This window comes from Niallia oryzisoli (genome assembly GCF_036670025.1).
GTDB lineage: Bacteria > Bacillota > Bacilli > Bacillales > Cytobacillaceae > Bacillus_BD > Bacillus_BD oryzisoli.
The window spans coordinates 4,920,733-4,935,178 of sequence record NZ_CP137640.1 but is presented as its reverse complement, the minus strand read 5'-3'; the positions used below and the strand labels follow the sequence as shown (position 1 = coordinate 4,935,178).

14 protein-coding genes, 1 other RNA gene and 1 pseudogene are annotated in these 14,446 nt (G+C 38.5%); 8 read left to right on the top strand and 8 right to left on the bottom strand.

The genetic code is table 11. The annotated features are described in order from the left end of the window. Positions 1–74: 74 nt before the first annotated feature. The 3 genes from rnr (at position 75) to ssrA (ending at position 3,638) form a co-directional block, all read left to right on the top strand. Positions 75–2,441 (top strand): ribonuclease R, encoded by a 2,367-nt coding sequence (rnr, locus tag R4Z09_RS24755; RefSeq protein WP_338449357.1) that lies wholly within the window; start codon positions 75–77, stop codon positions 2,439–2,441. A gap of 155 nt (positions 2,442–2,596) precedes the next feature. Beyond that, positions 2,597–3,064: an SsrA-binding protein SmpB gene (smpB, locus tag R4Z09_RS24750; RefSeq protein ID WP_338449356.1), complete on the top strand. Its 468-nt coding sequence runs from the start codon at positions 2,597–2,599 to the stop codon at positions 3,062–3,064. A gap of 220 nt (positions 3,065–3,284) precedes the next feature. Next, positions 3,285–3,638, top strand: a transfer-messenger RNA (tmRNA) gene (gene ssrA / locus R4Z09_RS24745). Positions 3,639–3,908: 270 nt separating this feature from the next. Here ssrA and R4Z09_RS24740 read toward each other — a convergent pair. From R4Z09_RS24740 to R4Z09_RS24715, 7 genes and pseudogenes are all read right to left on the bottom strand, one after another. Next, positions 3,909–4,309, bottom strand: a pseudogene (locus R4Z09_RS24740) (spore germination protein); the annotation flags it as partial. Further along, complete coding sequence (locus R4Z09_RS31185) at positions 4,270–4,602, bottom strand: hypothetical protein (RefSeq protein WP_422392216.1); 333 nt, start codon at positions 4,600–4,602, stop codon at positions 4,270–4,272. The pseudogene R4Z09_RS24740 and the gene R4Z09_RS31185, both read right to left, overlap by 40 nt. 147 nt (positions 4,603–4,749) lie before the next feature. After that, a complete protein-coding gene (locus R4Z09_RS24735) occupies positions 4,750–5,166 on the bottom strand; it encodes a DUF350 domain-containing protein (RefSeq protein WP_338449355.1) in 417 nt (138 codons plus the stop codon). Beyond that, positions 5,166–6,452, bottom strand: a complete 1,287-nt coding sequence (locus tag R4Z09_RS24730; protein WP_338449354.1) for a glutathionylspermidine synthase family protein — start codon at positions 6,450–6,452, stop codon at positions 5,166–5,168. The genes R4Z09_RS24735 and R4Z09_RS24730 overlap by 1 nt, the downstream gene beginning before the upstream one ends. Before the next feature lie 2 nt (positions 6,453–6,454). Further along, entirely contained in the window at positions 6,455–6,760 is a 306-nt protein-coding gene (locus R4Z09_RS24725) for a hypothetical protein (protein WP_338449353.1), read from the bottom strand. Positions 6,761–6,776: 16 nt separating this feature from the next. Next, a complete protein-coding gene (locus tag R4Z09_RS24720) occupies positions 6,777–7,238 on the bottom strand; it encodes a hypothetical protein (protein WP_338449352.1) in 462 nt (153 codons plus the stop codon). A 183-nt stretch (positions 7,239–7,421) separates the two neighbouring features. Then, complete coding sequence (locus tag R4Z09_RS24715) at positions 7,422–7,619, bottom strand: IDEAL domain-containing protein (protein WP_338449351.1); 198 nt, start codon at positions 7,617–7,619, stop codon at positions 7,422–7,424. 220 nt (positions 7,620–7,839) lie between these two features. On the opposite strand from R4Z09_RS24715, the gene R4Z09_RS24710 reads away from it, so the two are divergent. Next, a complete protein-coding gene (locus tag R4Z09_RS24710) occupies positions 7,840–8,709 on the top strand; it encodes a hypothetical protein (RefSeq protein ID WP_338449350.1) in 870 nt (289 codons plus the stop codon). 112 nt (positions 8,710–8,821) lie between these two features. Here the strand turns inward: R4Z09_RS24710 and R4Z09_RS24705 are convergent, their stop codons facing one another. Beyond that, positions 8,822–10,126 carry an arsenic transporter gene (locus R4Z09_RS24705; RefSeq protein WP_422392318.1) on the bottom strand — a complete coding sequence of 435 codons (1,305 nt, stop codon included), beginning with the start codon at positions 10,124–10,126 and terminating at the stop codon, positions 8,822–8,824. A 526-nt stretch (positions 10,127–10,652) separates the two neighbouring features. Here R4Z09_RS24705 and R4Z09_RS24700 point away from each other — a divergent pair. The 4 genes from R4Z09_RS24700 (at position 10,653) to R4Z09_RS24685 (ending at position 14,440) form a co-directional block, all read left to right on the top strand. Then, positions 10,653–11,603: an ABC transporter permease gene (locus tag R4Z09_RS24700; protein WP_338449349.1), complete on the top strand. Its 951-nt coding sequence runs from the start codon at positions 10,653–10,655 to the stop codon at positions 11,601–11,603. Continuing rightward, the gene (locus tag R4Z09_RS24695) at positions 11,596–12,540 is read left to right on the top strand and encodes an iron chelate uptake ABC transporter family permease subunit (RefSeq protein ID WP_338449348.1); all 945 of its coding nucleotides are present in this window, start codon (positions 11,596–11,598) and stop codon (positions 12,538–12,540) included. Before R4Z09_RS24700 ends, R4Z09_RS24695 begins: the two co-directional genes overlap by 8 nt. 17 nt (positions 12,541–12,557) lie before the next feature. Further along, entirely contained in the window at positions 12,558–13,316 is a 759-nt protein-coding gene (locus tag R4Z09_RS24690) for an ABC transporter ATP-binding protein (RefSeq protein ID WP_338449347.1), read from the top strand. Positions 13,317–13,465: 149 nt separating this feature from the next. After that, entirely contained in the window at positions 13,466–14,440 is a 975-nt protein-coding gene (locus R4Z09_RS24685; protein WP_338449346.1) for a siderophore ABC transporter substrate-binding protein, read from the top strand. Positions 14,441–14,446 lie beyond the last annotated feature (6 nt).

The window sequence follows — 14,446 nt, the reverse complement described above, 5'->3', positions numbered from 1 at the left end:
TAGGATATGTATTATTTTTTTTAAAAAAAGAGTTCATATATGAACAAAACGATTCTCTAAAAGGAGGGATATAGATGGATGATGCGTTAAAACCGCATGTTGACCGGCTATTACATTATATGAAGGATGAGGCATACAAGCCGTTAACGGTTCAAGAATTAGAGCAGGCATTGGGTGTAGAGGATTCTTCGACATTTAAAGACTTCGTCAAAGCTCTTGTTTATATGGAAGAAAAGGGGCTTGTCGTACGGACGAGAAGCAACCGCTACGGTTTGCCGGAAAAAATGAACCTGATTCGTGGAAAACTTACCGGGCATGCGAAGGGATTTGCCTTTGTGATTCCAGACGAACCAGGCATGGATGATATTTTTATTCCACCTAATGAAACCAACAACGCCCTGCATGGGGACACAGTCCTTGCCCGTGTGTCATCAGAGAGTTCAGGTCAGCGTAGGGAAGGAACGGTTGTCAGAATCCTGGAAAGAGGAGTTCAGACGGTTGTTGGAACGTATACAGAGAGTAAAAACTTTGGTTTTGTCATTCCAGATGAAAAGAAATTTGCCGGGGATATTTTTATTCCAAAACAAGCAGCTAACGGTGCTGTAGAAGGACATAAAGTCGTTGTCAAATTAACTGTCTATCCAGAAGGCCGGATGAGTGCAGAAGGAGAAGTCATTCAGATTCTTGGACATAAAAATGATCCAGGTGTCGACATTCTTTCTGTTATTCATAAGCATGGACTGCCGGGAGAGTTTCCGGAAGAGGTGCTGCAGCAGGCAAATGATACCCCTGATACGATTAACGAAGAAGAGATTAAAAACCGGCGTGATCTGCGTAATGAAACGATCGTGACGATTGATGGGGCAGATGCAAAGGACTTGGATGATGCCGTTACCGTCACAAAGCTTGATAATGGAAACTACAAGCTTGGCGTACATATTGCGGATGTCAGCTATTACGTAACAGAAGAATCTCCGATTGACCGTGAAGCGGCAGAAAGAGGGACAAGTGTCTATTTAGTAGACCGTGTGATTCCGATGATACCGCACCGTCTATCAAACGGAATCTGTTCCTTAAATCCAAAGGTTGACCGATTAACTCTTTCCTGTGAGATGGAAATTGATGAAGACGGTACCGTTGTAAACCATGATATTTTCCAAAGTGTCATAAAAACGACGGAAAGAATGACTTATTCTGATGTGAATAAGATTTTAGTGGATGAGGACGAAGAATTAATTAAGCGTTATGAGCCGCTTGTTCCGATGTTCCGCCTTATGCATGAATTAGCAAAGATTTTAAACGGAAAAAGACAGCATCGCGGGGCGATTGACTTTGATTTTAAAGAAGCAAAGGTGCTCGTCGATGATGAAGGCAAACCAACAGATGTTGTGCTTCGTGAGCGCTCTGTCGGGGAACGTTTAATTGAGGAGTTTATGCTGGCGGCCAATGAAACGATCGCGGAGCATTTTCACTGGATGGACGTACCGTTTATCTATCGGATTCACGAGGATCCAAAGGAAGACAAGCTGCGCCGATTCTTTGAATTTATTACGAACTTTGGCTACATTGTGAAGGGAACAGCTAATTCTGTCCACCCTCGAGCATTGCAGGAAATCATTGAGGAAGTACAGGGCAAGCCGGAGGAAATGGTGATTTCAACGGTGATGCTGCGCTCAATGCAGCAGGCGAAATATGATCCGGATAGCCTCGGTCACTTTGGATTGTCAACAGAGTTCTATACGCATTTTACCTCACCGATCCGCCGTTATCCGGACTTAATTGTTCATCGCTTAATCCGGACGTATTTAATTGAAGGTAAGCTGGATCAAGCGACAAGGGAAAAGTGGGATTCGCGTCTGCCTGATATCGCTGAGCATTCTTCCAAAATGGAGCGCCGGGCGGTTGATGCCGAGCGTGAAACGGATGAGCTGAAGAAAGCCGAGTATATGGAAGATAAAATTGGAGTGGAGTATGACGGAATTATCAGCTCTGTTACTAATTTCGGCATGTTTGTCGAGCTTCCAAATACGATTGAAGGTCTGATCCATGTCAGTTATATGACAGATGATTATTACCGCTTCGATGAACGTCATTTTGCGATGATTGGTGAGCGGACCGGTAATGTGTACCGCATTGGCGATGAAATCACGGTTCGGGTCATTAATGTGAATAAGGACGAACGCTCAATTGATTTTGAAATCGTCGGCATGAAGGGCACGCGTAGACGTGATCCAAATGCAGGGGGCCGTGTCTTTAAAACAGGCAGCTCCGACCGTAAACCACAGAAGGGAAAAGAAGGCGGTGAAGGCGGCGGCCGAAGCAGAAGCCGAAATGGCCGCGGCAAGGAAGCTAACGAGTTTAAGCCGGCGGCAAAGAAGAAAAATAGAAATAAAAAATTCTTTGAAAATGCTCCAAAAGCAAAACGGAAGAAAAAGCGTTAAAGAGAACGGGACATCCGGCTGTTTTCGGATTCGGAAGCAGGTTGCGAAGGCTTCGCAATCAAGCTGGATGTCTCTCTAGGTTCGCAACCTGGTTCTGATTTGTTCGGAACATGATTTTTTGCTAAAATAGAGCAAAGAAAGTGGGGAAAAGCTCTATGCCAAAAGGTGAAGGTAAGGTTATTGCGCAAAACAAAAAAGCGTATCATGACTATTTTATTGAAGAAACATATGAAGCAGGACTAGTACTGCAAGGCACTGAAATCAAAGCTCTTCGTGCCGGCAGGGCCAATTTGAAGGATTCCTACGCAAAGATACTGAATGGCGAAGTATTCTTAATTGGAATGCATATCAGTCCATATGAACAAGGGAACCGCTACAATCATGATCCGGAAAGAACGAGAAAGCTTCTGCTTCATCGCAGGCAAATTAACAAGCTCATCGGTGAAACAAAAGAAGCCGGCTACTCGTTAGTGCCATTAAAGATTTATTTAAAAAATGGCTATGCAAAAATTCTCATCGGTTTAGCGCGAGGGAAAAAGAAATATGATAAACGAGAAGACCTGAAGAAAAAGGAAGCGAAGCGTGATATTGAGCGGGCATTCCGTGAAAGACAGAAGATGTAAGCAGACTTAAGGTTTAGCGGAGATGGAAAAAAAGTTCGTAAACAAAGCTGGCAGACAAACCAGTAACTTACAATTGAAATCATCTTAAATTATGGTATAATAAATCTTGTCAGCAGGAGCTGATAAATAATCTTTGCTCGACCTTTGAGCATTCCGAACGTCAGCGCTCGTTTAGCGCGAATCGATTCGATAATTAAATTTATCATCGATTTTCTCATATGGGGACGCTACGGATTCGACAGGGGTAGTTCGAGCTTAGGTTGCGAGTCGAGGGGATCGGCCTCGTTAAAACGTCAAAGCCTATAACTGGCAACCAAAAACAACTTTTAGCTGCCTAATTTAAGTCAGCTGTTCGCCCTTCCATTGCCTGCGTGGTAAGGTAGCGGACTCAAATTCAGCAGGATACGCCGGATTCCGCCGTCTGAGGATGAAGGAAGAGAACAATCAGACTAGCCAGCCCGGACGCCCGTCGATAGGCATAAGGTGCGGCGAAATGCAAATATATCGACTACACTCGTAGAAGCTTAAGTGCCGATATCTTTGGACGTGGGTTCGACTCCCACCGTCTCCACCATACATAACAATGTTGGTGGCTTATACTTAATTATGAATTAAGCCATAAAATTTCCGACTGGAAACTTTATGGCTTATTTAATTTATGAAATTTTATAGTGCATTTTTAGTTAATGGTTTCATTAACAGGGTGCTGTAGATCTATACCTTTTATGATCTGGTAAAAAAAGGAATCTTTTCTAATATGTTTAGAAAAGATTCCTTTTTTAATATTGTCGTAATAATTATTTCTGTACTTCAATGTCTTTTCCGTTATTTTATGAGCTTCCCTCTATTCTTCGATATCTTTTTTTTCCTTAGCAGCTTTCCCGGAAAAACGGTTCGATTTTTTGTTCGTAAGAAGAATGGCCGTTTACTTTGTGTTGAAAAGGGTAATCTTATCAATGAATCTTTCAAATCTTGTTTTCTTAATGGATAAATCGGTTCTAAAAATGGTCTTCCAAGTGATGTTAATCGAATGAGATGAGCTATTAAAAAGCGGAAGCAAACCAAAATACCCAAAAGCCCCCACAGTTCGGCAAAGAGTAAAAATGGAAAACGCAGCAAACGGATCGTATTGCCCATTTTATATACAGGCGTTGTAAAAGAAGCCAGCGCAGCAAGGGCAATAAAAATGAGCAGAACGTTGCTTGTTAGACCCGCTTCAACCCTTGCTGTTCCAATGACAATACCGTTCCGCTTAAGAGCTTTTCTTCAACTTTTGAAGGATCCGATGAAAACTGGATATCGGAAAAAGGAAGAATCTGTTTTGTATCCTCTAGTTTATGAAATTCTTTCTCTAACAAATTAGGAAGAGCACACTCGCGAATGTTTTTTTCCTCCACAAGTGTGGAAAGAAATGTTAAGCAAAAGGAAACCTTTGTTTTTTCATTTGTATATTCAACGGTCTTAAAATCATGGGATTTAGCGAAAATTTCCTTTGTACTTCCTTTTTCTTTGTTTTTATTTTTAAAAAGATTAAACACTGATGTAATCTCCTTGGCCGTTAAGTCTCCAGCTTATTGTTACCTTATTTGGAAAGATTATGAGTGGATTAAAAAGAGAGGAATTCTAAACAAAAAAAGCCGGAACAAGGAGATTCTCCAAGATCCGACTTATGTAACAAATTTCAATTAATACGTTAAGCTGCCTGCAATGACTAAACCAACAGTAATACCTGCAGCGAAAAGACTGAAGCCTACTGCCATATTGCCTTCTTCCACTTTTTTCGCAAGGTTCGTTGATTTTGGTGTTAAAATATATTCAATAATTAAGTAAACAACGACCTGGGTAATTATCCCGATTAAGCCCCAAACAAAGGCATCAAGAAGATTGACGCTTCCACCCCAAACTGTGTACAGCGTAATGGCCAAACCGATGACTTTTCCCCATAGCTTTAACGCTACAGCCGTATTACCTTCCTTAATTAACTGCCATTCTGAGAACCTTGTTGTAAAGGCGAAGGCAACTAGGCCGATAATAATTAAACCTAGGCCTGTTCCAACATGAGCCAAAAAACTTAAAAAACTGTCTGATGAAATAAATTCCATTATTGTTTTTCCTCCTCGTTTTCAATGCCTACTGGAAGGAAGTAGGCTTCATTGTCTGTAATTTGTCTTCCGGCACGGATACCGATGGCACTTGCATGACCGTTAACATAGAAACATCCATACATATAATGAACATTTTTCTTCCCTTGTAAGGTTTGAACGACGGTTTTTGGAAGTTTGATAAATTGTTGATAGACGGGCAATGAATCCTGATAGGTTTTATGAGCATCTTCTTCCACTATCTCGCCGCTGCCTGTAAAAATCTCAACGGTGTCTCCTTCACGTCCAAAGGAAGGCTTCTTTACATAGGAGAGTCCTTGTCTAAGAAAATAGACTTCATCCAAATAGGTTGGTAAAAAGTAAGTATGAATCCAATTATGCTCTTCCTCTGTAAAAAAGGAATGCAGTTCTTCGTGTAATCCCCATATCAATGCCAGTACTGCTTTAGATTGCAGTAGAAAGGCAGAAGGCGGATTGATAACAGCCAATTTCTTCTCTTCAACAAGCTTCATTAATTCCTGTCCAACTTTTACTTTCGTTTCTGGATCTTCATCGTCAACGAGATGTTCAATCGGATAGGTTTGCCGATAAAGAACATCAATCATTTCACCCTGGTTATCATAAAGACCTCTATCAATGATGATTTCTCCGTTTTCCCTTATCGGTTCTGTTACAAGGCGCAGCTGGCCGAGACTTAGATACTGGCTATGTAACCCATATAGTTCCTGCAAATATTGTGTTGTTAATCGGTCTTCTTCATGGTCATCGTGTGAAGAAAAGACGATGTTTGGACTTTTTCTTTTTCCAAGTGAAAGAAAAGCCTTTTTAACAGTTAGCCTCACTGCCTTACGAAGTTTTTCTTCGCAAGCTTCATTCGGGTTTTTCAATTCGAATGCTTTACATACTTCCCCATTAACAGCAAAGGTTTCTTTGATAAAAGTTGGTGTATCCGAATTGACCTCAAGAAGCTTTATTTCTTCATTTATAACCACTAAATCCATACGGGCAATCACACTCTCGAAGGGGAGCGTCTGCAGTCTGATAAAGGAAAGGGCTGGCTTAGGAAAACCTAGCTGAAGCAGTGTTTCTTCATCTAAATTCCGTAAGAGCGGTGCCGTTTTAAATAAAATATATCCGATTCGTTCTGTTGCCTTTCTAATGGTTTGAATCCTAGCAGGTGTTTCTTTTTTGACATCCCATAAAGCATATTCTGTATCGAAGAGGTCATGCCAAAATCCATCGATTCCTTCAAAGAAGCGCTGTCTTTCCTGACGAAACGTATTCATGTTTATCCCCCGAATCCGCCTTTTGATCCGCTGCCAATTCCAGATTTGTAAGAGCTTTGGTATGATTTATAACTCGGACTGCTGGTTAGTGACTTTTTACTAGAATAAAAGGAGCCGTTGTGATAGTATCTGCCGCCATAATAGGAGTCGTCATCATCACAGTAGTAGGTACCTGTTTTTTTATCCCAGTCCCAATCATCACAATCGTAGCCTGTAGGCTCTGAAGGTCGGTCTTCCCCGCAGGCTGCTAAAGAAGAAACGAGTGCAGCAGCAACGACACCTTTCATCATTTTCTTTGTCTTATTCAATCTTAATCCCCTCTCTTTATTCAGTTATGGAATAGCCTGTTGGTGTTACATACAACACATATGCTTTACGATCCTCATCAATCTCTGCAGAATCACGTTCCCACTCCTTCCATTGATGGTATGTATAGACACTGCCAATGGTACTTAATACATCCAAATGATTGGTAACATATTCGGACATAATAAGTGGATGACCTTTGATCGCATTCCATTCACGAATCTCAAGCAGTATACCATCCTGGGTTAAGATAGCAGGTTCCGGCGGTCCTTCTTCATAGATTTCTACATAAATGATGAAGAGTTCATCCTCAATCGCGGAGGACAGCTGTTTATATGTCACACCATCCTTTACAAAAAACTCACATTCTCGTCTAGCTAAAATTTGTTCGAGCTCGATCTCCCGATAATGGTAAATGGGAACATAGTGATCGTTCCCTTTACGGAGACGATATTCCAAAACAGGATTTCGAAATTTCATAATCCACACCCTTTTGTCTGTTTTCCTATACTAGATACGCCTAATTATAAGAAAAGTTTCGTAGTGTTTGTCGAAAAAGTTGCAATTTTTTACTTTTGCAACTAATAGACTAGGCAAAAAGAAACACAAAACATAAAAAACCCGATTTCGATTGAAATCGGGAATTTGCTATTATTATTATTTTTATTCAAGGAACTTCTGTAATTTCTCTGTTAAAATTAAAAATTGTTCTTTGTTTCTGTCACGTAACGATAAGTCGATTTCCTTTAATATTTGCTCTTTCTGGAAATCGCGTAGCGCTTTGTCTAACACCATTTCAGCAAATAGTGAATCATCAATTACCTCAGTTTGTTGGGGTGCATTTAGAGAGTACTTATTCATTTGGAAATCAACTCCTTAACCTTTTTTCAATTATATCAGTTAATTTCAGATAATTCAAATACTTTTAACCATATAAATTTATAAAAATTATTCCATGCCTTACACCTTAGGTAATTGTTGATATTTCAGTGTATAGGTTTGTTCATCATGCAAAGTTGTACTACCAAACGTATACATGTAGTATATCTAACCATTTTGAGGTTTATAAGGAGGATAAATGATGAGCAATAGTAAGAATGATCAACACAAGGAAGCTGACCATAGTTCAAAATCACGTTTTTACCGTGCATTTTTTGAATCTTTACTAGGAAATGACGTAAAAATTTATCGCGGGGGACCAGAGGCTAAGCATGGTGTATTAGTAGATGTCCAATCAGACTATGTGGCGCTTTCAGCGAAACATTCGGTAATCTATTACCAAGTAGAACATATCAAGAGTATTAGTGTTCCAACAAAGCCAAAACCGCCGCACCATCAACATGATGATTTAGGAGAAGTTGAATTGTTTTCAGCAAAAAGCTTTCACAAATTGCTGAAGAAAATGGAAAATCAAGTCATTAAATTAAACCAGGGAGGACCTGAGTCTATTCATGGAATGCTGTTGTCCGTCCGACAAGGGTTCGTGGTTGTAGATTCAGAAGATGATGGTCTTGTTTATGTGAATCCTCACCATATTAAAAGTGTAAGCCTATCTTCAAAGGAAGTTATGGATAGAGAGAACATGGAAGAAAACATGATTACTGCAGATGATTTATATGATGTACTTCATCATTTTGAAAATAAATGGGTTTCCATTAATCGCGGCGGTCCAGAAGCGATTGAAGGAGTCCTATTCCTTGATGATGGATATTATAAGCTTACACGAAACGAGGAAGTCATACGTGTGGATCCATTCCATATTAGAAGTGTAAGTTCTGGACCTAAAGGTTTTATGAAAAAGAGCCAAGAAGAGGAAAAAGATGAGAATAAAAAAGAAGAACAAGATAATGGACCTATGGACAGAAAAAGAGCTAAACGTAAAAACAGATACTCTCTTGAAGGAAAGAAAAAAGTAAAACATGGCCCATTGAAAAAAAAGCGGCGTCGCTAACGGACTAAAGACTAGGAGATTCAAAAATTGGCAGACTACAAAAAATTCCTTTTCAGAAGAAAAGGAATTTTTTTTGTACTGATTGCGTATTTTCATTCAGGTGTTACTTTTTTTAATAGAAAATCGACTCAATCCATATAAATAGGACAACCAAGGTAAAGGCAACGGTAATGGGAATGACCAGAACAGTCACCTTCAAGTATTCTTTCCAGGAAATTTTCACATGATGCTGCTTTAAGATGTACATCCAAATCAGTGTAGCTAACGTTCCAGTTGGTAATAATAGGGACCCCATATCACTTCCAATAATATTGGCTAAATAAATGGTCTTCAGTGTGATTGGATCGAGTCCCATTTGTGTCAAAGAGAGGGTACCGATCATTAATGCAGGGTGATTATTAAAAATATTGGATAAAATGGATAAAGCGGTACCCATGATTAAACTTGCATGAAATAGGCTGTCTGCAACCATTGGCTCTAGAAACTCAACTAAGAAATCTGTTAAACCAATATTTTGTAACCCATATACGATGACATACATCGTGAAGGCAAACACGAAGATGTGCCAAGGTGTTTTTTTCAATAAATCGACTGGATTGACCTTTAAATAAATCCAGCGCCACGATAGCAGGATGATGGAACTTAGAACAGCTACAAGGGAGACTGAAATCCCTACATATGATGCAATAAATAATGAGATCCTGACAAGGAAAACAAAGGCAATCACGGCAAACATTAATCTTGATTGATTTGTTTTACTTAGATTGGGCAGGGATTGTAAAGATTGTTTTGAACCCAGCTGAGAATATTCAATTGGTTCGGTAAATAGAGTAATGGATGCAGGTAATTTTTTGCGGAAGTAGAAATAAAGAAGGGTAGCTAATAAAAGCAATCCTAGTGTTCCTGGAACAAACATCATCGCGGTATGGAGATAGAGGTCCATATCAATGATCTTCAGTGCGATAAGATTAACAATATTGCTAACTCCAATTGGTGCGCTTGAGGCTGTTGCAATTAATGCTCCGCTTATTAAATAGGGGAATTTCTGCCTATCACTTAAGCCAAGCTTCCGTAATAACATCAGCAAAATAGGTGTAGTGATGAGGATGCTCCCGTCATTATTTAAGAATAGAGTCATTAAGAAGCATAAAAGGTTCGTCATCCAAAATAGTCTTTTCCCTGAACCTTTTGTTGCTTCCAATATTTTGGCAGCAACCCAATGGAAAAATCCGATGCTTTCCATGGCGATGGCCATTACCATTGTTGCCATAATCGTTATGGCTGCTCCGGTCACCTTCGAACTAATATCTTCAATATCTGCCAGCGAGACACTACCACACAGGAAGATAAGAATTGCCCCAAGCGTAGCCGGAATGGCTTCGTTGATTCCTTTAGGTCTCCAAAAAATCAGAACCATTGTTAACAAGAATGAAAGAATGGTAAACCAAAAGGTGAATTGTGTCACGTCGACACCTCCTTTCAGGGGCCCTATTACATTGCTGTATTGTCACTCCTTATTTTTATTATGTTCACGCTTACTTTCGCGTGTACTGTATTATACGTAGGACATATATGAGTTGTCCTAAACGTTTTCACCAAACAAAATGTATATATGATTCTTTTAATATAAATGAAATCTTTAATAGAACTACTATTTTGAAAACGTTTTCTTTAATGTGAAAAATTTTCATGAAAAACATTGACATAAGACAAATAAATGTTAGAATTTTATGTATAAAGATTAATTGATAATGAATCTCATCTGCAACGATGTGATTTTTATTTTATACTAGATTGATAATGAATCTCATTATATCGTTAATAAATGACGACATTATTTTTTTTGACTAATAGTGATAATGTTTCTCAATAACTTTTATTGATAATGAATCTCATTATTAAACAATCCTATTTACATATTTAGAAGAAAGTTAGGAAAACAGATGAAGAAAAGATACCTACTCATATTGCTTATCCTTTTATCATGTATATCGCTGTTTATTGGTGTATCCGGTATTTCACCACTAGACATCTTCCAAATGAATGAAGAAGAAGCCAAAATTTTCTTCTCAGCGAGAGTCCCGCGTCTTGTCAGCATTATTATCGCGGGTGTAGCGATGAGCATCAGCGGTTTAATCATGCAGCAGCTAAGCCATAACAAATTTGTTTCGCCGACAACGGCAGGTACAGAGGATTCGGCCCGCTTTGGCATTCTGATGGCGATGATGTTTATTCCAACAGCCGGATTAATGGTTAAAATGAGTTTGGCATTCGTCTTTGCCTTACTGGGAACGTTCATTTTTATGAAAATACTAGATAAGGTAAAATTTAAGGATGCCGTATTTATTCCGTTAGTAGGTTTAATGTTTGGGAATATTATAACTTCTATCACAACATTTTTTGCTTATAAAAATGATTTAATCCAGAACATGACCTCTTGGCTGCAAGGGAATTTTTCCATGACAGTGAAAGGACAGTATGAACTTATTTACATCAGTATCCCGCTTGTTGTGCTTTCTTATCTTTTTGCTAATAAGTTTACCGTTGCCGGTATGGGCGAGGAATTTGCTGTCAATCTCGGCCTTAAATATAAGCAGGTTGTCAATATCGGTTTAAGTTTGGTGGCCATGATGTCAGCTGTGGTAATCTTAACAGCGGGAATGATTCCATTTCTAGGGTTAATTATTCCGAATATCGTTTCTATATATAATGGGGATCATCTGCAAAAGAATCTTTCCCATACTGCATTACTTGGTGCTGTGTTTATTTTAGTTTGTGATATTTTCGGACGCTTGGTTATTTATCCATATGAGATTCCAATTGGTTTAACCGTAGGTGTCATTGGAAGCGCAATATTTATCTACTTACTTTTGAGGAGAAAGGCTTATGCGTAATTGGACAAAAATCGGAATACTATTCATTGCAGCAGCCATTCTCATTGCGGTCTTTTTGTTTACAGATGTAAAAGGATCCTGGGATTATGTGCTATCGAAAAGAACGGAAAAAATTGCAGCTATGGTCTTAACCGGAGGGGCAATCGCCTTTTCCACCATTGTATTCCAAACGATTACCAACAATAAAATTCTTACACCAAGTATCATTGGTCTTGATTCACTCTATATGATGATTCAAACGGTTTTGGTTTTTGCATTTGGTTCAACTTATTCGTTAATGAGCAAAAACGTGAACTTTTTTATCTCCATTGCCCTAATGGTTCTATTTGTAGGAATTTTATATAAAATCATTTTCAAAAGAGAAGGCAATAATCTTTATTTTCTTTTACTCATAGGAATTATCTTTGGTACCTTTTTTCAAAGCATTTCGTCCTTTATGCAGGTACTCATCGATCCAAATGAGTTTATGAGAGTTCAAGATAAAATGTTTGCCAGCTTTAATAATATTAATGGTGATTTACTCCTTATTTCTGCTATTCTCATTATCCTTGTTACCTTCTTTTCCCTTCCATTTATGAAATATCTCGATGTTATTTCATTAGGGAAGGAGCAAGCGATTAATTTAGGTGTAGACTATGATCGGATCGTAAAGCGTTTACTTGTCGTTGTTGCCATTTTAATTTCGATCGCCACAGCACTTGTAGGTCCGATTACCTTTCTAGGGTTATTAGTTGTTAATGTCACGTATCAATTATTTAACACGTATAAGCATACTTTTTTAATTCTTGGGTCTATTTTTGTCAGTATTATTTCACTAGTCGGCGGTCAGCTTATCGTTGAGCGGGTATTCACTTTCTCAACAACCTTAAGTGTAATTGTTAATTTTATTGGCGGAGTTTACTTTATCTATCTTTTATTAAAACAAAGAAAAGCCTAGTGAGGAGGAGAAGCGATATGTTAAGTGTTAGAAATTTGACTAAGCGTTTTGGAACTAAAAAAGTGGTGGACGGGGTAACGATGAAAATACAAAAGAAGAAGATTACCTCCTTTATTGGTCCCAATGGGGCTGGGAAAAGTACCGTATTATCAATGATCAGCCGCTTGATTTTAGCTGATGAGGGCATTATTCATATCGATGATAAAGAGCTGTCATCCTGTAAGAGTAATGAATTGGCCAAGAAAATATCGATTTTGAAACAGTCCAACCATATCAATGTCCGCTTAACCGTTAGAGAGCTAGTTTCCTTTGGACGATTCCCTTACTCACAAGGCCGTTTAACAAAAGAAGATTGGGAATTTGTTGATGAAGCTATTCAATATATGGAGCTTGCAGATATGCAGGAAAAGTACCTGGATGAACTTAGCGGCGGGCAAAGACAACGAGCCTATATCGCTATGGTTATTGCTCAAAATACAGAATATATTCTTCTTGATGAACCGCTGAATAATCTAGATATGAAGCACTCTGTTCAAATTATGAAGGTTTTACGCAGACTTGTAGATGAACTGGGAAAAACCGTTGTCATCGTTATCCATGACATTAACTTTGCATCCTGTTATTCTGACTACATTGTGGCCTTAAAGGATGGAAAGGTTGTTCAGGAAGGTCCGACAGATGAAATTATTAAACCATCTGTGTTAAAGAGTATTTACGATATGGACATTAATATCGAATATATCGATAACAATAAAATCTGTGTTTTTTATGCATAGGTATTTCTGTTTGCATTCGATTGAGAAATATTCTCACAATTGATTATAGATACGTGCGCGCCTTTCTGAAGGGCTGTGATCATGGGAGAAGGTTCTTTCGATCGTAAACATAATGATACAATATATAAAATTACTATGAGGTGTAAAACATGAAGCAGAAATTAATGGTTTTTGTCTTAGCAATATTTGTGCTGTTATTAGCAGCATGCAGCTCAGAATCATCAACGGAAGAAAGCAAAAACACGGACTCAACAGAGCCGAAAGAGACAGCTGAAGCAAAAGAAATTACTGTAAAGCACCTATTAGGTGAAACGTCTGTAAAGGTAAATCCGCAAAAAGTAGTTGTGTTTGACTTTGGTGTATTAGAAACTTTAGATAAATTAGGAGTTGAAGTAGCAGCATTGCCAAAGGAAGGTACCGTACCTACCCAGCTTGAAAAATACACTTCTGATGAATATGCAAGTGTCGGCTCTTTAAAAGAACCTGATTTTGAAAAAATTAACGAGCTTCAGCCTGATTTAATTATCATCTCTGGAAGACAACAAGATTTATATGAAGATTTCCAAGAAATTGCACCAACGATTTATCTAGGTGTTGATACAACTAAGTACATGGAATCATTTAAGGAAAATACTGAAATCCTAGGTCAAATCTTTGATAAGGAAGCAGAAGTAAAAGAAGAATTAGCAAAAATTGATGAAAGCATTCATGCATTAAAGGAAAAAGCATCAGGTTTAGAGGAAAAAGCATTAGTAACTTTAATTGATGAAGGAAATATCAGTGCTTATGGACCAGAATCACGCTTTGGAATTATCCATGATGTATTTGGCGTAAAACCGGTTGATGAAAATATTGAAGTATCTACGCATGGTCAAAGTGTATCTTTTGAATACCTAGTTGAAAAAGATCCTGATATCCTATATGTAGTTGACCGTGGTGCAGTGGTTACAACCGGCCAGGCAGCAAGTCCTGCAAAAGAAGTTCTGAACAATGACCTTGTAAAAGGAACAAAGGCATTTAAAGAAGGCCGCATCGTGTATCTTGATCCAAATTACTGGTACCTATCTGGCGGCGGACTTGTTTCTGTAGCTGAAATGGTTAAAGCAATCGACGAAAGTCTTTAAAAAAAT